The organism is Pseudoalteromonas sp. MB41 (assembly GCF_020966275.1).
Taxonomy (GTDB): Bacteria; Pseudomonadota; Gammaproteobacteria; order Enterobacterales; family Alteromonadaceae; genus Pseudoalteromonas; species Pseudoalteromonas lipolytica.
The window spans coordinates 53,391-73,017 of the sequence record NZ_JAJJZF010000005.1 but is presented as its reverse complement, the minus strand read 5'-3'; the positions used below and the strand labels follow the sequence as shown (position 1 = coordinate 73,017).

The following is a 19,627-nucleotide window of genomic DNA, read 5'->3' as shown; positions in this document are numbered from 1 at the left end:
TATAGTTATGATTAAATCAATTTATTGGCATTGTTTTTATGTGCGGATTTCCACACATTTTTTAAGATGCGATGTCACTTAATCCACCCACACCCACTTTGTGATTGCTTAATCCTTGAACATTTCACGATTAATACCGTACTTACTCATTTTGTCATAGAGTGTTTTACGGGCGATTTGCAGGGTTTGCATGGTATTTTTAATACTGCCATTGTTTCGCTCAAGTGCTTCTTCAATCAGTGACTGCTCATAAAAACTCATTTTTTCAGCGAGACTGAGATCTTGGGCGAGTTGGATTACGTTGTTACTATCATTATTAGTGGCAAATGCTAAGTCAGAGCCCAACAAAACAGCGCGTTCTGCTTGGTTTCTAAGTTCACGCACGTTGCCAGGCCAATCGTAGGCTAACAGACGTTGTTTAGCTTCGCTATTCAGTGTTGCAGGTGGTTTATGGAATCGAGTCGCCGCAATGGAGCTAAAATGTTTAAACAGCAACGGTATATCAGCTTTACGATCACGTAACGCAGGGATACTCACTTTAACGAGGTTCAGTCGATAATAAAGATCGGCTCTAAACTCACCCGCTTCGACTAAAGAAAGTAGATCAACCTTGGTTGCTGCAACAATACGCACATCAAGATCAACAGCATGATTGTCACCAACGGGAGTAACTTTTCGCTCTTCAAGCACGCGTAATAACTTAACCTGCAAACTTGCTGGGGTCGATTCTATTTCATCTAAAAATACCGTTCCCCCTTTAGCAAATTCAAACTTACCTTGTCGTGATTGTGTTGCCCCCGTGTACGCGCCACTGGCTGCACCAAATAACTCACTCTCAATTAACTGCTCAGGAATTGCGCCACAGTTTATGGCAACAAAATTTGCTGATGAACGATTACTTTGGTCGTGGAGGTAGCGAGCAACTAGCTCTTTCCCGGTGCCTGTTTCGCCTTCAATTAATACATCTGCTGGCGTATCAATCACGGCATTGAGTAAATGCATCATCTGCTGCATTTGTTCGGTTTCACCCAAAATTCGCACACCAGGAGCTGATGTTTTTTCGACTGCAATTTTCAATGCACGGTTTTCCATCACCAACGCGCGTTTATCGCATGCTCGCGCAATGCAATCTAATAGCTGCTCAGTTAGCGGCTTTTCAAATAAGTCATAAGCCCCTAATTGCATGGCTTTTACTGCGACAGACACGTCTGCAAAGCCCGTTAGAAAAATAACCGGTAGTTCACTATCAAATGCCTTAACTTGTTCTAAAAAGGTTAAACCATCCATCTTAGGCATATTAATATCGCTTAATACAACCCCCTCAAAACGACGACTTAGTTTAGATAACGCCGCCGTTGGTTCGCTAAAGCATTGCACCTGATAGCCTTCAATCTCGAGCAGTTGCTTTAATGAATCACGGATCACCGCTTCATCATCAATAACGATCACCTGTTGGCAGGCATTGGCAACTAAACTCATGAGGTTTCCTTATTGCTTTGTAGTGTAATAATAAACTGTGCGCCCCCTTCAGGGCGGTTATGGGCACTTAATCGACCATTGAATGAGTCGATAATTTGTCGGGAGATAGACAGCCCTAACCCCAAACCATTGCTGGTTTTGGTACTGTAAAATGGCTCAAAAATACTGCCTAATGCATGTTGGTCAATGCCTGGGCCTGTGTCTAATATCGAAAACTTCACTCTGTCGTCAAATAATTCAAGCTCAAAACTCAATTCGCGTTTTTCACATTCAGCCATCGCTTGGCTGGCATTGGTGATTACATTCACTAATACTTGTTCAAACTTTACACTGTCGACCCATACCGTGATATGTTCTGAGATGTCGGCTGTTTTAACATCAATATCATCTTGCTTTAATTGGGCACTGGCGATCATTAATGCATTTTTAAGCATCCGCGATAAGCTCTGTTCACGCAGTTGCGTTTGTGCAGGCTTACTAAAATGCTTAAGTTGAGCAACGATCTTATGCACACGCTCAATGAGCGATTGCACCAATACGAGGTTTTCTGATGCTTGTTCAATATTGCCTTTCATAAGCAGTCGCTTTGCACTGACTAAATAAGTGTTCATTGCACTTAATGGCTGGTTTATTTCATGATTAATACCCGCACTTAACTGGCCTATCGTAGCCAGCTTAGCAGCTTGGACAAGTGCCTTTTGCGCTTTTTCGAGTGCATGCGTACGCTCTATCACTTCTTGCTCAAGACTGTGTCTTGAAAATAAGAGTTTTTTATAACCCGCGAAACGAACCATACTCATGTGTATCAGCACGACAACTATCATATAAAACACGCTAAACCACAGTAAACGTGGTATTTGTGCAACTTCTAAACCGCTTATATCTACCAGCACGCTGGCTTTCGCATTAATAATATCGATGGTTTCGAACGCGCTAATAAATCGCACTCGCTTATTATTTATTTCGATGGTTTGCTCAGCCGTATTATCACTTAAAGGCTTAGAAGTATAAGCTAATAAACTTGGCGTATGTGATAGGTATCGCCTTGAACTTACAAGCGTTTCCATTTGCTTTTCGCTAAGCGCTTTTAACGAATTTAAACGCCAGCTTTGCACATCAGACATCACGATAACACTGTCTTCAAGAGAAATATGAAAGTGCGTACTGTCTGACGCATTTAGCAATTGCCTGTCTTGCTCAAACTTTTTTGCATTCACTTTTAATGTCACGACGGCAATAACTTTACCGTCTGCAATAACCGGTTCAGAGAAGTATATACCCCGCTCACTTGAGCGCATTCCTAGTGCAAAGTAAGCAACTTTTTCACCTTTTTTCGCTAAATAAAAATACGGCCTAAACGCAAAGTTACTGCCAAGAAAGGTGTAATCGACTTGCCAATTACTACTGGCCACAACAGAGCCAGATAAGTCCATTAAATAAACATCTGATGCACCACTTGCACGCTGGATATCTTCAAGATAATAATTGACGGCTTGTTCACCAACACCTTGGTTAGTTACAAACGTTTTTACTAAATCATTAGCACTCACTAAGGCAGGGATCGTTTGAAACCGTTCAAGTTCACTTGAAAAATAGTGACTTAATTGCACCGCTTGCACACGGCTTAATTGACTGGCTTTTGTGTAATCGTGTTGTCGACCAATGTAAAAAACCAATACAAGCAGCAATATTAAAATAGCACCTGCCGCAACTAACTTTTTACTTAATGATGACATTCAGACCTTAAACACGACACTGCTAGAAATTGATTTGGTAGTGTAGCGATAATTCTTCTGTTGTACCAGCGACAGAGCCATTCTCAACACGTGGATCAAACACGTTATAGTTTTTACCCAATACGTTTTCAGCTTTAAACATTAAATGACTATGCGTATTCAATTGCCATTTAACCGTGCCTCCTAATAAACTGTAAGCCGATTGGTTAAACTCATCACCGTTTAATAAAGCCGCATTCACTTGGTCACGCCATAAAATGTTTAGGCTTAGTTGCCAACTATCGTTTAAGTTATAACGGGTAACTAAGCTGGCAAAGCGTTTAAAACTGGCATTTATCGGCTCATGGAAATAGTGTGTATAGGTTCCCGTAAGCGCAAATTTTTTATTATATTGCCATGTAGCATCCAGCTCTAAACCACGGTTATCAGTGTTGAGTGAGTTTTCAAAAGTGAACAGTGTGTCACTGCCTTGAAAGGGCACAGTCTCAATAAAGTCATTAAGTTCATTATAGAAAAGTACCGCATTTGTTTGAAGTGTCGCGTTTTGATAGTGCCAAACAAGTTCAGTGGTTTTAACTGATTCAGATTGTAATGATGGATTACCTTTCGTCACAGAGTCATTTGAAAAAAGTTCATTCGTCACCGGTGTTCTGAACGATTCGCCATATTGAAGCTTTAATGTATGTGACTGATTAATTTCGTAAATGCTTGCTAATCGAGGTGATAATTTACTGTCGATATCTTTAACATCATCATAGCGTGCCCCTATAAAGAACGTGAACGAATCAGAAAATGGAATCTTTAATTGCCCGTAAGCACTCACCGTTTCAAAGGTATACTTTAATGACGCAAATAAAGGAAAATCTTTAATACGTACAATCCCATTTTGATAATAAGCAGGCGCGAGGATAACTTGTTGTGAGTCACTATCATAATAGTTAGTACGTACACCGGCTTTTTGCTGCTTTGCCTCAGCATATTCAACGCCTGCAGCTAATTGCCATTGATTATCAAGCTGATAACTTAATTCTGTTGAAAATTTACTGTCAGAGGTTTGCCAATCGGGCCCTAATAAAAAGTCTGGCATATCGTCAAATTCAGCAATCAACCCAGCCGTTGATATTGCATGTTTACTGTAAGAGTAATGACTATCTAGCTTGAATTTATCGGTATTAAGCCAATTATATTTAATGCCTATAAACGTATTATCACTGGTGTGTTGGTTTTGTTTCGAATAACCGGCAAGATTTAAAAACTCATCAAGTTGCGTTTCATTGTAACGTGTATGAAGTGAAAGTTTTTTATAATCTAACCCTGCCTCAATATACACCGCTTTTAGAGGGTCTTTTACGTCTTGTGGGTAGCGTTCACCCGATTTACTTTCGTATGATAACGTCGCATACGCCGACACCGTGTCACTAAAATGCTTATAGAACTGTGCTGTTGCTCCGTAACGACCATTGTTGCCTGCTACAGCCTGTAATGCATTACGCTCTTTTGTCGTGACAATATTCATCACACCTAAAAAGGCGTTACTACCGTATAAAGCAGAGCCCGGCCCACGAATAAACTCTATTTTTTCTATTACCTCAATGGGTATGTAAGGCATGTAGACAGAAGCCTTACCAAATGATGATTCATTGACGCGCTCACCGTTGATCATCACCAACACATTACCACTATCTAGGTATACTCCTCGGGCATGATCTTTAGGCACAGCCCCTACCCAATCACCGCGGGTTGATTGCATACCCGCAACAAAATTCATCACTTCATACGCATTATCAACACCGAGCGCTTGAATTTGCTGACGGGTAAACACGCTCATTGTTGAAGGAACTGATGACAGGGTTTCCGCTGTTTTACTCGCAATATCAACATGTACATCGAGTAAATCTTCAAAACTTAGTGAAAATAAATCTTCATCTTCAGAAGCTTCTGCGCCGAATAGCGCTGTTGGAGAATTTGCGATTAAAAAAAGTGTTGAACATAGTAAAAACTTCATGCTGCGAGACACCCGTAATAATGATTAAATGTTGCACTGCAACACTCTGTTTACACTATTAATACAAAAGATGGGTAAGCTTGCAATCTTTTTATACCAATTCACTTAATTTTATACAGTCTTTGACGCTCTGTACTTGGTGTAATAAAAAAGCCCATGTACTTTATAGTTATGGGCTCTTGTATCATTAGTTTAACGTCTCAATTAGCTAAACTGCTTAACACGCTCACTGCGCTTAGTTTTAAGATATTTGTATAAGCCAATCAATGATGCCGCAATCCAAAATATTTCAATGACAAAGCTGGCCAAGTTAAAGTTATAACACAAACTAATTAACAGCAGCACCGCGCCAGTTAAGTTCATCATGTTATACACAAGCCCTGTCGGGGATGCTTTATTTAGTTGTAACATGAAAAAGGCACCTACTACCAAGAAAGTACCCGTCATACCAATAATATCAAATAAAAGTGCTATCACGTACGTGAATCCATATTGTTCATTTGTTTATACCCAAACAACTGGCCCAATCCATGGGGAGGGTTGTTTTCATTCATTGAAACAGCAAACCGAACAATGGTATCAAAGCAGATAACTTAAACGAGGATAAATGTCCGCATTCTATGTATAAGCTACTTATGTGTCACTTTACCGCCAATAATTTTTAATGCGGGTGTGCCTCTTATCATTGTTTCGCGGGCAAAATGACGATGGCACTGCGGGCAAACACCCGTCTGTGCTGTAAAATTTTGGCTTATACGTTCAACAAAGCACTTAACTAATGCACCTTTGCCGCCTTTGCGGTATTTAAATAATTGGCACTTGCACTGACTACAAAATATATCAACGGTTTTCGTCGGGCCTTTTTTATTGGGTTTAGCCATAAACTCCACACTAAACGCGATTAAAAAACTCATGCTATCATGTCTATGGCCAAAGCCCCAAAACCAAACCCGTTAAAGAGAACTGTAAAATAGAATAGCCAGCGTTCACTAAAAACAATTTAAGGGGTCGTTGCTCAAAAATATAACCAATGCCAAGTGCGCAACTTACCCAACATAAACCGATTATAAACCCTGTGCCTACGGCAACGCCTACATTAACATTGCTACCAATAAATAAAGATAAACTTAAAGCAATTAATAGGCACAGCACAAAACTGCCACCAAACACCATGACATGATTGATTTGCTGAAGATCAAGCTCTGTTAAACCGCAGCTCTCCATCCAAATGCGTTTAAAAAACCACGGAGAATACCAAACAGCCCCAAGAAGAAAAGAAGCAAGCGCAGCAAGAAATACGGCAAAAAAATTCAGTTGAGAAAAATCCATACACCAGACTCATACAACCAATAGGGTTAATTTGACTTTAGTTAAGGAATCCCAAAGCAGCAAATCAAATGTGACGAGTGGTATTTGGTTCTAATACTAAATACCTTTTTTATGTTGTGCTACTTAATTTAACAATACTTAAATATCATCTTTATTGCTGAACGGGTTTCTTTTGAAGTTTACGTTGTAAGGTTCGTCTGTGCATGTTCAACTGCCTTGCTGTTTCAGATATATTGCCATGATTACGATGCAATACGTGTTGAATATGTTCCCATTCGAGTCGTTCTGGCGACATTATTTGTGTTTGTGGCAGAGTATGGGTAGGTTGCTCTGCCTCACTGCCCTCAAGTAATGTTCTCAATAACGATACAAAATCGACGGGTTTGGGTAAATAATCATCTGCACCGAGACGAATCGCTTCAACCGCACTGGCAATACTTGCAAAGCCTGTTAGAAGGATAATGCGTGAACGCGGAAATTGCTGGCGCATTGGCTTTATTAACGTTAAGCCATTTTCATCTTTTAACTTTAAATCGACTAAAAAATGACTGGGTGAAAAAGCACTACAAATGTCAATTGCTTGCTGACAACTCTGGGCAAGCTGACAACAAAAGCCATGTTTTGTAAAGCGTCTGGCTAGCGTGTTGGCTAGATTAATGTCGTCTTCGATTATTAATAAATTCATGCCACTTTCAGGGTGATTGTAGCTACAGCCCCCTGCTCTTTATGATTACTCACTGTAAGTGAGCCTTCTAAGCGTTCCAAAGTCACATTAGAAAGCATTACTGCCATCCCCATACCATGTTGACTCGGCATAAGTTGACCCCCTAATGCTGCCATTTGTTGCTCACTTAAACCTTGACCAAAATCACGTAAAGATAAAGAAACCGAATCCGCGTTAAACTGCCAACGAGCTTCTATGTGAGAGTGCTGCTGATTGTTTGCTAATACTGCATTTTGTAGCAAATTCAAAATAGCGGGTAATAACATTGCATCACTCAGAATAGTGCATTTAGGTGGCTCATTTAACCATTCAAGCGTGTGTTCTGGATGATGTAATAATGCAGCATCTGCTATTTCTTTTTGCAGCACATCGACCGGTATTATTGTTTGCGTTTTACCTGTTCTAAGCGCAGATGATAGCGCTCTAAAATGCGCTAGTTGCTCATTGCACTGCTCCAATGGCTTGGCCATTTCTTGTATAATGGGCTCGTCAGCTTGCTGCTCTTTAAGCTCTTCGTAAAGAAATTGCAGGTTTGCAATAGGACTTGCTAACTGATGGGTAATTTGTGCAGCTGCACCATCCAATGTTAACAATTGCTCGTGCCTGAGCTGCTGCTCTCGGCCTCTTGCTATAGTGGCATCGCGTGCTTTAATCGTCCGATTTAGCGCACCGATTATAAATGCAATTACAATCACACTTATTACGAAGTTAACCCACATCCCAATAAAGTGATGAGTCATGTCGATTTGATGCATACTGTGATCAGGCATTTTAAACAGCAAATAGCTATACGCCGCGATGGCAAGCCCAGCTATATAAGCTAATCCTTTACCATTAACCGACACGGCAGCAATCATAATTGGTAAAAGTAACAGCGACACAAATGCGTTCGTGGCGCCCCCACTCAAAGACAGCAATATCGATAAAAATAAGATATCAGCAGTCAACTGCATCAACACGGCAATCGGTTTCGCGTGGTTCACTTTGCGATACGCTAAAATACTGAGCAATTGGAACAGTGCTTCAACACTAATCACAGCCAGTAAAGGGAAGATGGCAACTTGATAATCAAATAAAAAGTATACCGAAACAACAGCAAAAAATTGCACAGCAATAGCTGCACTTCTTAAAGTAAGTAAGCGGCTAATCGCCGGATCAGTTTGCATAAAAAGCGTTAAGAGACTTAATCGTCATCCATAGAAATAGTAAAGGGAGCGCAAGGTGTTCCTTGATGAAACACCATTTGCCATTGTTGACCATTAAAGCGCCATAGCGACATGCGAATTGAATAATTAAACTCAGCACGGGCGGAACGCCTAAAAGCAGCTTGATAACTCAATTGGGCAATCTCATCACTCAGCATCCGCCCTTTAAAGTGTTGATTATAAAACTGAGGAACGACTTCAGTCGGTAAACGTGTTAAAACCTGAAACTTATTAAACGACGTGCCATTAGCTGAAATTTCAATAAAGTCATCATCGAGCAACGCATCGAGTGCATCTGCAGACTGACGGATCTCAGGTTCTAGCAATTGCCTTTCAGCCTCAATGAGCTGATTAAATAACGTTGCTTTAATTTTACCGCTCATCGTAGTTACCCTTACTGTTTGAGCACGTCTCCGCCTTTCATAACAAAGCGTACATTTCTAAGTTCACTAATGTTATCAAGTACATTCATATTAACACTGATAATATCTGCTTGTTTACCAACACTCAAGTCACCAAGGTGCTCGCTTTGCCCTAATAATTTAGCGGCCTCGACAGTGGCTGACTTTATTGCTTCTTTTGGTGTCATGCCATAATTAACAAGTAACTCAAACTCTTTTGCATTATCACCATGCTTTGATACGCCTGAATCTGTTCCAAATGCTATTTTAACCTTATTTTTTAACGCTAATTTAAACGATGCCTCCATTTTTGGAGCTACAAACTCAACTTTATCAGCAATTGCTTTTGGCATGTTGGGGTTTTCTAATACTTCTTGTTTGACTGTAGCACCTGCAAGTAATGTTGGGATTAAATACGCATCTTGTTTCTTAAATAGCTTTACAGTGTCTTTATCTAAAAAAGAGCCGTGTTCAATTGAATCTACACCCGCCCGTAAAGCCGCTTTGATACCTTCTGTGCCATGTGCATGTGCAGTAACTGGGCGACCTAAGTGATGAGCCGTATTAACGATTGCAGTAAGTTCATCATCGGTAAACTGCTGATTAACACCGGCAGCTGTATTACTCAACACCCCACCCGTGGCAGTGATTTTAATGACATCGGCCCCACTTTTTATTACATCTCTTACGGCTCGAGTACAATCATCAGCGCCATTACACACGCCTAACCCACCGCCAATGGCTTGGCTAACATCACGGCGGTACCCGTGCATATCGGCATGCCCTCCCGTTGGGGTAATCATATCGCCTGCCGCAAAAATTCTTGGCCCAGGTACATCACCCCGCTCAATTGCACGCTTTAATGGAAAAATAACTTGATAACGGCTGCCTAAGTCACGCACTGAGGTAAAACCTGCGTCGACTGTGCGCTTTAAATACTTGAGTGAACGCAGTGCATCATCCGCTTCATACTCAGTTAACCACTGATGGGGGTTTCGCTTAGTATCTCGTTCAAATGTTAAGTGCACATGCATATCGATTAAACCGGGTAGCACCATCTGATTTTTTAAATCAATAATCGTTGCATCTGTAAGATTTAATTGCTCTTTAGTTAAATAACCAGCTTCAATTGCTGTAATTTTATCGTTTTCGATCACGATGGTTTGTTGTTGTTTTACAGCTTGCTCAACGCCGACCAACATTTTCCCTGCATGGATCAGCAACGTGTCAGCATTCACTGAAAATGTGCACAAAGAAACCAGTACCGATAAGGTGCCTATTTTTAGATTTATTTTTTTCATATTCGCCTCATTTTTATACTAGGTTTAACTTAAATACCGAGTAAAAGCCATTATTTGCGACATAGCAGTGTGTTACGCTAGTCTTAACAAGTGAATTTTGATATAACTTCGGCAAAATTTTAACAAGTCTGACCACATAAAGAGAACACATTATGTCTTATGCCCAAATCACTGGCTGGGGTAAATGTATACCACCAGCAAGCATTAGCAACGACGAAATCAGCAATATAGTTGATACTAACGATGAATGGATCACAACACGTACGGGTATTAAGTCTCGTCGTGTAAGCCACGTTAGCACTGCTGATTTAGCTACTGTCGCTGCAAAACACGCACTTGCATGCGCAGGTGTTGATGGGAAAGACATTGATCTTGTTTTACTCGCAACATGTACCCCCTCAACAATGGTGGCTAATACAGCCTCACTTGTACAAAAGAATATTGGTGCGGTGGGTGCAGCAGCAATGGATACAAACGCGGCATGTTCAGGCTTTTTATACGCACTACAAGCAGCTACTGCACAAATTCGTGCTGGTATGATCAAAAAAGCAGTGGTTATCGCAGCAGAGCGCATGACCTGGTACATCAATTGGGAACGTCGTGACAGTGCAGTATTATTTGGTGATGGTGCGGGCGCTGTTGTATTAGAAGCGTCTGATACTCCATCTGGTTTATTGGCAACTAAAACAGGCTGTGATAGCGAAGATCGTGATATTTTGCATATCGAAAATTTTGGTAGCGACCTTAATAAGTACGCGCCAATTGGCCCGTCTAACTTATTATTTGAAGGCCGTGAAATCTTCAAACGTGCCGTTAAAGGTATGAGCGAAGCGTGTGATGATGTGCTTAATCAAGCGCAGTTAAAACTTGATGACATCGATGTACTTGTTCCGCACCAAGCAAACTTACGCATTATTCAAGCTATTCAGCAGCGCTTAAAGGTGGCTGACGAAAAAGTAATGGTCAACATTGCTGATTACGGTAATACATCAGCTGCAACGATTGCAATTGCGATTTGCGAAGCTGTTGAGCAAGGCCTTATAAAACCAAACTCGAATATTATGTCTGCGGCATTTGGTGCCGGTTTAACGTGGGCTGCAAGCTACATTAAATGGGGCGAGCGCGTAACGCCTATCTCAATTTCAGACGCAAGCCTTCCACCCTGCGATAAAACAGGCTTAGAACTTGTTGCGCCGGCTGTTGCAGCATGTAAAGCGGCTGAATAACAAGCTATATATTATGAATTAAGCGCGGCAATTGTCCGCGCTTTTTTGTTTCAAGGATACTGTTGATATATGAAAACAATCGGATTATTAGGTGTTCACCATGTAGCGATTATTTGTAGTGATTATGAGCATTCAAAACACTTTTACACTGAAATTTTAAAATTGCCAATTATCCATGAGCAGTACCGAAAAGAACGTGATTCTTACAAGCTAGACCTTGCACTGCCAGACGGCAGTCAAATAGAGTTGTTTTCATTTGTAAATGCGCCCACAAGACCAAGTTATCCTGAAGCACAAGGACTGCGCCATTTAGCTTTTAAAGTGGCCAATATAACGGAAGCTAAACAGTACTTAGAACAACAAGGTGTAGATGTGGAAGATATTCGTGTCGATGAAATCACCGGGAAGCAATTTACGTTTTTTGCTGATCCCGATGATTTACCGTTAGAGTTGTATCAAATATAACACTTATTGAAAACGGTCTTGTAGGTAGTTAAATACAGCACGAATACCGAGTGCTTCCCCTCCCACAGGACGACCAGGCAATGGGCGTAAGTTCCACGCCATAACGTCAAAGTGAACCCAAGGCGTAGTCGGTTCGATAAACTCTTTTAAGTAAAGTGCAGCAGTGATAGCTCCACCAAATGGGGTTGATGCACAGTTCGCAATATCAGCCACATCACTCTTTAATAACGCTTTGTATTGACTGAATAAAGGCAACTGCCAAACAGGATCAAAGCACTTTTCTCCGGCGCTCATCAACTTACTGGCCACCTCGTTATCGTTCGCAAAAAAGCCTGGCAGTTCAGTACCAAGTGCAATACGACACGCTCCTGTGAGCGTTGCAAAGTCAATAATAAGATCGGGATTGTCGTTTTGTGCTTCTGCTAACGCATCACATAACACTAAACGCCCCTCGGCATCCGTGTTATCAATTTCAACAGTGATACCTTTTCGGGTTTTAATAACATCACCCGGTCTGAATGCATTACGCGATACAGCATTTTCTACAGCAGGAACCAAGACACGTAAACGTATCGGCAAGTTCGCTGCCATAATTAGCTGCGCTAAGCCAATGACATGAGCTGCGCCCCCCATGTCTTTTTTCATGTTGCGCATGCCCGAGCTTGGTTTTAAGTCTAAACCGCCTGAGTCAAAGCACACCCCTTTACCCACAAGGGTAATTTGAGGAGCATCTTTTGCGCCCCAGCGTAAGTCTAACAAACGTGGTTTGTTTTCACTTGCACGGCCAACCATGTGAATTGTGGGATAATTTTGCTCAAGCAACTCATCGCCAACCCATTCACTAAACTCACCATCAAAATTATCAGCTAAGTCAGCCATCACTTGTGATAAATGTTGTGGCATCATATCAGCTGCAGGTGTATTTACGAGATCGCGTACTAAATTTATTGCGCTTGCGAATTCAGTCAAGCGCTTGGCAAGGCTTTCATCACTGATAGCAAGTTGTGCTCGTGGCGATGGTTTTTCTTTATATTCACTAAACTCATAACCACCTAACATAAAGCCAAGTGCAACCTGTTCGACAAAGGCACTGTCACCCTGAATTTGGTAACAACCAGCCGGCAATTTAGTCGACAAGTCACCTGCAAGCCAAAAATCGTTAATATCGTTTACAAGGCAATACACATGAACCAAATCACCTGATTCACTGTCAGCTACGAGCGCAAGCCCCTTGTTTTTAAAGTCGCAATTACTTAACCAGTTTTGCAAAGCTTGCGGCTGTTCAGATAACCACGATGCTAAATGCGTTTTTTCAATGAAAGAGAGCGGAATACCCGTAGAAGAATGACGAATTAATGAACTCATTAAACGACTCAATATAAAGAAAAGGTAATTAAGCATACCAATAACTTGAGCTAAAGGGTATAGGCGAAATCAGATTGATAAACGCAGCTTACTTGTGATCTTTTTCTTCGGCTTCTTCTTTTGCAACTTGCTGATCTATCTCTTTAAGTGACTTATTGATATTAAATGAACTCGGAAGAACATCAACACCAACCCACTGCCCTAGTTTTACAACTAGCGGAATCGTAATGGGAGCAAAAGGTAATACAGCAAACACACCCAGCCCAATCCCTTTTAGAATATCTAAAAATTGTTCATTAGCCGTATGCAACTCTTCTTTAGTTGCGTGGCCTTGTGTATAACGTCTATAGATTTGCAGCATTTCTTTGGTTTCTTGCTTTTCTTGGGCAAGTGCGATTTTAAGTGCCACCATAGCGCGCTTAAAGCGTAATTGCTGACGCTTTTTGGTAATTTTAGCCACTCGAAATGGGGCCCGATGAATAACTTTATATAATCGCATTCGGTTATTTTCACATAAGCATCTCACTTCACAAAGCATAATTTACTTATAGTAGATTTTGCTTTACCCTTCGCACACTTTTCTTAACTCGTTTTATTTTTTAAATGTGCCAAGATCGCCACGTAAATGAACCTAAGCCACAAAAACCTGCGCCTGACGAATGTTGTGGAGGCGGTAGTTGTTGCCCATGTGTTTGGGATGAATACCGTGAGAAATTACGACAGTGGCAATTAAAAAACGAATCAAAGCAAAATAATTAAACCGTTCCAACTCAGTTTTAGTGCAAAAAACGAACAAACAATCATTAATTTTAATTTTTTAAAGCCCTCATAATAAGTTCTGACTGCTATTAATAAAACAACGAATAATTTATCACCTTCGTTTTCAGTAACATATCCTAAATAATTGCAAAAAACACGACCAAGTTACCCAAAATAAAACATATTGTTAATAATTTGCAAATTAAATTAACAGTAGGTATAAGTTAGTTACACCAAATTCGAATACCTATTTGGTGGCATAATCATAACTATTCTAACTGGGGAAGTCAGAATGAAATTAAAAAATAATATGCTACAACAAGCTGTTAAGTTTGCTTTAGCCACGACAACAGCGGGTCTGTTTGTGTCTGGTTCTGTGGTTGCTGCAGATGAGTCAACCGAAGAGACTAAAGTTAACAAAAATGTTGAAAAAATCGCAGTAGTTGGTACTCGTTCAGCGCCGCGTTCTATCGGTGACTCACCTGTTCCTATTGATATAGTTAGTGGGGATGAACTGAGCAAAAATGGTTCTACTGATATGTTAGATATGCTTCAAGCATCTGTTCCATCATTTAACGTTCGACAGCAGCCTATTTCAGACGCTGCATCGTTTATTCGTCCAGTTAACTTAAGGGGTTTATCTTCAGACTCAACTCTTATTCTACTTAATGGTAAACGTCGTCATCGCGCGTCGGTAATTGCTTTTCAAGGCGGCGGCGTAAATGATGGTGCACAAGGCCCTGATATTTCAGTAATCCCTTCTGTTGCAATGAAGCAAGTCGAAGTGCTCAGAGATGGTGCAGCAGCACAGTACGGTTCTGATGCAATAGCAGGTGTAATGAATTTTGTATTAAAAGATGCCTCTGAAGGTGGCTCTTTCTCTGTGCGCCAAGGAGAGTATTACGAAGGTGATGGCGATCAGACAGTAATTGATGGTAATGTTGGTCTACCATTCACTGACGAAGGTTTTGCTAATTTATCTTTTCAATATAAAACTGCAGATGCAACAAGCCGTACTTTACAGCGCCCAGATGCAGCAGCTTTAATCACTGCAGGTAACACGTCAGTTAATGATCCTGCACAAACTTGGGGTAACCCAGAGATTGATGATGATCTAACTCTGTTTGCTAATGTTGGCTTAGACCTGGGCGATGGAAAGAGTTTCTACATGTTCGGTAACTATTCAGATAGAACTGCAACAGGGGGCTATTATTATCGTAATCCTCAAAATAGAGGCGGCGTTTACACCGATGCTGACGGAAACCTTTTAGTAGGTGCTATGGATGGTAATAGTGATGCCTGTCCAAATATTCCAATCACTTCAGGTAATGTTTTAACTCAACAAGATTACATAGATAATGTAGCTAATAATGACAACTGCTGGGCTTTCAACGAATTATTCCCTGGGGGCTATACTCCGCTTTTCACTGGCGAGATAAATGATACCTCTTTAACTATGGGTACTAAAGGCGAGTTTAAAGATGGTTTTTTAGATGGCGCTTATTATGATTTCAGTGGTTCGGTTGGCCGTAACAAATCAACCTACACACTGGTTAACACAGTAAACCCATCATTAGGAGCTAACCAACCTGCTGATAATAGTTTTGAAGCTGGCTCTTATATTCAGCTTGAAAAAGCATTCAACCTAGACATTTCAAAAGCATATGATGTTGGTTTAGACGAGATGCTGAACGTCGCTTTTGGTGCAGAATGGAGACAAGAAAGCTTTGAAATTATTTCAGGTGAACAGGTTTCTTGGCAACAAGGGCCTTTAGCAGAACAAGGCTTTAGTGTTGGCTCTCATGGTTTCGCTGGATTTTCGCCAGAATCTCAAGGTATAAGCAAACGCCAAAGCATCGCCGCATATTTAGATGTTGAAACATACTTAACTGAAGATTTTTTAGTTGGTGCTGCACTTCGATATGAAGACTTCTCAACATTCGGAGATACATTAAATTATAAAGTAACAGCCCAATACTCAATAACAGACGAGTTTTCACTTCGCGCATCTCATTCAACAGGTTTCCGTGCTCCAACGGTAGGCCAAGCTAATGTCGTAAATACCCAGACTTCTCTTGTTAATGGTGAATTAATCCAATCAGCAACATACCCACCTACGCACCCAGTATCAGCTCAAAAAGGTGGTGTAGAACTCACTCCAGAAGAGTCTAAAAGTTTTGCTATTGGTGGCGTTTATCAAAGTGGCGACTTTTTCCTTACTGTCGATTTATACGACATTAAAGTAGAAGATCGTATAGCACAAACAGATAAGTTATTTATCGACCAAAATGATGTAAATGCTTTACAAGGTCAGTATCCTAACCCAGAGTTGTTACTTGGAGGTTCAATAACTTTCTTTGCAAATGACTTCGACACACATACACAAGGTGCTGATGTTGTAGCAAACTACACAATGGAACTGTTCGGTGGCGATACTAAACTTTCTTTAGCCTACAATTACAACAGTACTGAAGTTGACAATGCTGGCTTATACACTTCTGACTTCAAAGTTAAACGTCTTGAACAAGGCATACCAGAACATCGTGCAACATTTACATTTGCACAAGATTGGGAAACATTCAGTATGTTTGTTCGAACAAACTACTTTGGCGAGTACTTTGCAACACATGCTGATGAGCCAGATATTGGTGACACTTATGGTTGGTCTAAAACAGGGAGTTCTGCAGTAACCTTCGATGCTGAATTGAGTTACTATGCAACTGACGCAATTACACTGTCTATAGGCGCGAATAATATCTTCGATACTGAGGCTGAAAAGTTACAAGAAGTATCTAGTGATGGCTCATATGGCTCGCGAGCTATTGTAGGTGGTAAATACTACGAAAGTGGCCCATTTGACTATAATGGCGGATTTTACTACGTCAAAGCGAGTTATAAATTTTAATATTTAACAATATACATTTGTAAGTTAAGCCAATGATGATTTATCTTCATTGGCTTATATACATTAACAGCTATTCATCATATACATTATAATAATATCTCTAATTTGCGCTTCAGAGTATTTATGCTGCTAGAAAAAGCCAATCAATTACTTGCTGAAAACAAACTAAAAGAAGCTGAGTTTCATTTTAAAGCCTTGTTAGATGCGAACCCTGAAAATGGTGAAGCATTGTTTGGTTTAGGCAGAATCGCACTTCGATTAGAGCGCTATGATGCTGCTGTATATCTGTTGCAGCGCGCGTGTGAAAGGCTTCCCTATCTGCTTGAACCGTTGCATGCACTTGCCGATGCGTTTAATGGCGTGCATTCACCTCAAGATGCGCTCACTGTACTTGAATATGCAAAGTCAATAGCAAGTCATAACCCAGAGCCTCACTACTTTTTAGCTCAACACTATTTAACCTATGGTGAACTCGACAAAGCCTATGGTATTTTACAACAAGCGCTCGCCATGGGTGATTACCCAGTTAAGGCCTATATACTTTTTGAGCTTGTGCAATTTTCTCGCTTTAATCACGAGCAAAACTACCTCAATGAACTGCATCACTTTTTAACACTCACCAATAACTTACGTTTAAAAATGGTCTGCTACTACGCATTAGGTAAAAGCTATGATTTATTAGATGATACCGAGCAAGCATTTAATTATTTTACCCTCGCTAATAAACTACAGTCACAACTGACTACGTTTAAAACCAATGAACTCGCCCCTTTTTATCAGCAAATCATCAGCCAAAGTGATGCAACGTTAATTGATTCACGCGATAAACGTTTTACGGGCACGATCACCCCTGTTTTTATTATCGGCATGCCACGAAGTGGCTCTACTTTGCTTGAACAAATGCTAGTTAGTCACGAAAGTTTTGCAAGCCTAGGAGAAGATGCCAGTATCAGCAATCAGGTTGTTGCGTATATTGAGCAACAAACTCAATTACCTTACCCCGAGTGCCTATCTAAACTGGATCAAAAGCTGATCAGTACGGCGCGCGATATCTATATAGAAAGATTAAAGCAATCTCCCCATGTACGCCCGTATATGATCAATAAGCTGCCAGCAAATTATCAATCACTTGGATTAATCTATCTATTATTTCCAAACGCAAAATTTATAAATATACAACGTGATTATCAGGCTGTTGCGTGGTCAGTATTTAGTAATTACTTTGCAGAAAATGAGCCCTACTTTTGCTCATTGTCTGAATTTAAGCAGTATTACGATTTATATCAGCAACTTATGTCGCACTGGCATAGCGTAATGCCCGATGCACTTTTTGACTTACAATATGAGCTACTCGTCACAGAGCCTGAGCAAACGTTGAGTGCTCTGTGTGAATTTTTAGGCGTTAAGTACAGTAATCGCTTTTTAGAGTTTTACAAGTCGAATAAGCCAGTCGCAACACTGAGTAAAGCAGCAGTCAGACAACCATTAACTGACAAAGCTAAAGATAAATATAAGCGTTACGAAACGGCTATGAATCGCCTTGTGAATGAGCCGAAAACCACTCAAGAAGATCAGCAAACTGATCGTGGCGCGCCTCAGGGTGAGTAAGCATATTAATATGGTCATAATTCACCTTGTGACCATATTTTCGACCATAAATTGTCATTGTTTGCACACCTACACCTGACTCAGCCATGAACTTTTCAATGTCAATCGGTTGGCAAAGCGCCTTATCTTTTATACCCGCCACATGAAAAATAGGGGGCAGAGCTATATCTTGCAGCGCTTTTGCATAGTCAAAGCCGTCATCTGAGTCTACCCAGGGCTTGCGCTTAGCCCATTGCATACTTTGATAATGGGACTTACGCGTTTCATCGTCACTTCCCCATTTCAATTTTTTAGCAGGCACAAACCCGTGTTTTCTCGCCATTAAAGGTGCTAAACCATACCAAATTAAATTACCTTGGATGTATTTGCTTGGGTGATGATTATAAAGCGTGCGCTTTGATCCAAAATACGCACAAGCCCTTACATCATTAATTAGATTAGGAAAGCGCGCAAATACGCTATTCATTAATACCCCACCCCATGAATGGGCAACCCAATAACGTGCGGGTGCACCTTCAAGTTGTTCTATTTTTGCTAAAAAAGCGGGGATGTCTTCTAATATGGCTTCGGTTTGCCCGTAGCTCGCATATTTTGATATGGCAGGTTTACTTTCACCACGGCCCCGTAAATCAGCCACGTAGCACACATAACCCTGTCCAGCTAAAAACGGTGCCAAACCTTTATTGCTGTGAGTGTAAAAAATTTTGCCATTCTCGACTGCACCATGCATAAAAAACACCGCAGGCCCGGTTGCATCAGTTTTACAAATACGGCGCATATGGAGGGTTTGATTTTCAGCTAATTTTATAAATACAGACTGTTGTTTTAATGTCACGGTTGACCTTTTTTATTATTATAAACTCATCGTACCAGCAATACGTTACGTCAGTATTACTAGCAAAGCAAGCATGATGTGATCAAGTAAGTAGCCCTTAAATACAACAAGACTTTGTAAACGTAAGAGCGGGAGTTTTAATAAAAATATAACGGAATGAACCAAATGAAATTGAGTTGAGTTGCATGCTTAAAGACGATAAGCGGACATGGACAACGCCCTTATTATCGTTTTTTCACAGTTGGCTAAACATGCAACTCAGGATGAAAGCCAACTGTGAAAAG

At 40.7% G+C, this 19,627-nt stretch carries 18 protein-coding genes; 5 read left to right on the top strand and 13 right to left on the bottom strand.

What is annotated here, in order from left to right; genetic code table 11:
- Positions 1 to 108: 108 nt before the first annotated feature.
- The 10 genes from LPA49_RS07865 to LPA49_RS07820 form a co-directional block, all read right to left on the bottom strand.
- Positions 109 to 1,479 (bottom strand): sigma-54 dependent transcriptional regulator, encoded by a 1,371-nt coding sequence (locus tag LPA49_RS07865; RefSeq protein WP_230236310.1) that lies wholly within the window; start codon positions 1,477 to 1,479, stop codon positions 109 to 111.
- Positions 1,476 to 3,215 (bottom strand): ATP-binding protein, encoded by a 1,740-nt coding sequence (locus LPA49_RS07860; protein WP_036972806.1) that lies wholly within the window; start codon positions 3,213 to 3,215, stop codon positions 1,476 to 1,478. Before LPA49_RS07860 ends, LPA49_RS07865 begins: the two co-directional genes overlap by 4 nt.
- A gap of 22 nt (positions 3,216 to 3,237) precedes the next feature.
- A complete protein-coding gene (locus LPA49_RS07855; RefSeq protein ID WP_230236308.1) occupies positions 3,238 to 5,220 on the bottom strand; it encodes a TonB-dependent siderophore receptor in 1,983 nt (660 codons plus the stop codon).
- Between the two features lie 204 nt (positions 5,221 to 5,424).
- Positions 5,425 to 5,697, bottom strand: a complete 273-nt coding sequence (locus LPA49_RS07850; RefSeq protein ID WP_036972808.1) for a hypothetical protein — start codon at positions 5,695 to 5,697, stop codon at positions 5,425 to 5,427.
- Positions 5,698 to 5,849: 152 nt separating this feature from the next.
- Complete coding sequence (locus LPA49_RS07845) at positions 5,850 to 6,101, bottom strand: hypothetical protein (RefSeq protein WP_036972993.1); 252 nt, start codon at positions 6,099 to 6,101, stop codon at positions 5,850 to 5,852.
- A 43-nt stretch (positions 6,102 to 6,144) separates the two neighbouring features.
- The gene (locus LPA49_RS07840) at positions 6,145 to 6,549 is read right to left on the bottom strand and encodes a DUF1761 domain-containing protein (protein ID WP_036972810.1); all 405 of its coding nucleotides are present in this window, start codon (positions 6,547 to 6,549) and stop codon (positions 6,145 to 6,147) included.
- A 151-nt stretch (positions 6,550 to 6,700) separates the two neighbouring features.
- A complete protein-coding gene (locus tag LPA49_RS07835) occupies positions 6,701 to 7,234 on the bottom strand; it encodes a response regulator transcription factor (RefSeq protein ID WP_230236306.1) in 534 nt (177 codons plus the stop codon).
- On the bottom strand, positions 7,231 to 8,439 hold the full coding sequence (locus tag LPA49_RS07830; RefSeq protein WP_036972812.1) for an ATP-binding protein: 1,209 nt from the start codon (positions 8,437 to 8,439) through the stop codon (positions 7,231 to 7,233). Before LPA49_RS07830 ends, LPA49_RS07835 begins: the two co-directional genes overlap by 4 nt.
- Before the next feature lie 17 nt (positions 8,440 to 8,456).
- On the bottom strand, positions 8,457 to 8,861 hold the full coding sequence (locus tag LPA49_RS07825) for a DUF4440 domain-containing protein (protein ID WP_036972813.1): 405 nt from the start codon (positions 8,859 to 8,861) through the stop codon (positions 8,457 to 8,459).
- An 11-nt stretch (positions 8,862 to 8,872) separates the two neighbouring features.
- A complete protein-coding gene (locus LPA49_RS07820) occupies positions 8,873 to 10,171 on the bottom strand; it encodes an amidohydrolase family protein (protein WP_326847791.1) in 1,299 nt (432 codons plus the stop codon).
- A gap of 161 nt (positions 10,172 to 10,332) precedes the next feature.
- On the opposite strand from LPA49_RS07820, the gene LPA49_RS07815 reads away from it, so the two are divergent.
- On the top strand, positions 10,333 to 11,406 hold the full coding sequence (locus LPA49_RS07815) for a ketoacyl-ACP synthase III (protein WP_065979118.1): 1,074 nt from the start codon (positions 10,333 to 10,335) through the stop codon (positions 11,404 to 11,406).
- Between the two features lie 78 nt (positions 11,407 to 11,484).
- On the top strand, positions 11,485 to 11,871 hold the full coding sequence (locus LPA49_RS07810; protein ID WP_036972994.1) for a VOC family protein: 387 nt from the start codon (positions 11,485 to 11,487) through the stop codon (positions 11,869 to 11,871).
- A 3-nt stretch (positions 11,872 to 11,874) separates the two neighbouring features.
- Here the strand turns inward: LPA49_RS07810 and LPA49_RS07805 are convergent, their stop codons facing one another.
- Both LPA49_RS07805 and LPA49_RS07800 read right to left on the bottom strand, forming a co-directional pair.
- On the bottom strand, positions 11,875 to 13,236 hold the full coding sequence (locus LPA49_RS07805; protein ID WP_065979117.1) for a M17 family metallopeptidase: 1,362 nt from the start codon (positions 13,234 to 13,236) through the stop codon (positions 11,875 to 11,877).
- Between the two features lie 88 nt (positions 13,237 to 13,324).
- The gene (locus tag LPA49_RS07800; protein WP_036972817.1) at positions 13,325 to 13,735 is read right to left on the bottom strand and encodes a hypothetical protein; all 411 of its coding nucleotides are present in this window, start codon (positions 13,733 to 13,735) and stop codon (positions 13,325 to 13,327) included.
- Positions 13,736 to 13,839: 104 nt separating this feature from the next.
- Here LPA49_RS07800 and LPA49_RS07795 point away from each other — a divergent pair, with 104 nt between their 5' ends.
- From LPA49_RS07795 to LPA49_RS07785, 3 genes are all read left to right on the top strand, one after another.
- A complete protein-coding gene (locus LPA49_RS07795) occupies positions 13,840 to 13,995 on the top strand; it encodes an oxidoreductase-like domain-containing protein (protein ID WP_075593321.1) in 156 nt (51 codons plus the stop codon).
- A 292-nt stretch (positions 13,996 to 14,287) separates the two neighbouring features.
- Positions 14,288 to 16,900: a TonB-dependent siderophore receptor gene (locus tag LPA49_RS07790; RefSeq protein WP_036972818.1), complete on the top strand. Its 2,613-nt coding sequence runs from the start codon at positions 14,288 to 14,290 to the stop codon at positions 16,898 to 16,900.
- Between the two features lie 123 nt (positions 16,901 to 17,023).
- Complete coding sequence (locus tag LPA49_RS07785; protein ID WP_230236302.1) at positions 17,024 to 18,508, top strand: sulfotransferase; 1,485 nt, start codon at positions 17,024 to 17,026, stop codon at positions 18,506 to 18,508.
- On the opposite strand, the gene LPA49_RS07780 is transcribed toward LPA49_RS07785, so the two are convergent.
- Positions 18,429 to 19,343 carry an alpha/beta fold hydrolase gene (locus tag LPA49_RS07780; protein ID WP_230236300.1) on the bottom strand — a complete coding sequence of 305 codons (915 nt, stop codon included), beginning with the start codon at positions 19,341 to 19,343 and terminating at the stop codon, positions 18,429 to 18,431. The two genes, LPA49_RS07785 and LPA49_RS07780, sit on opposite strands and share 80 nt — an antisense overlap.
- Positions 19,344 to 19,627: the final 284 nt, after the last annotated feature.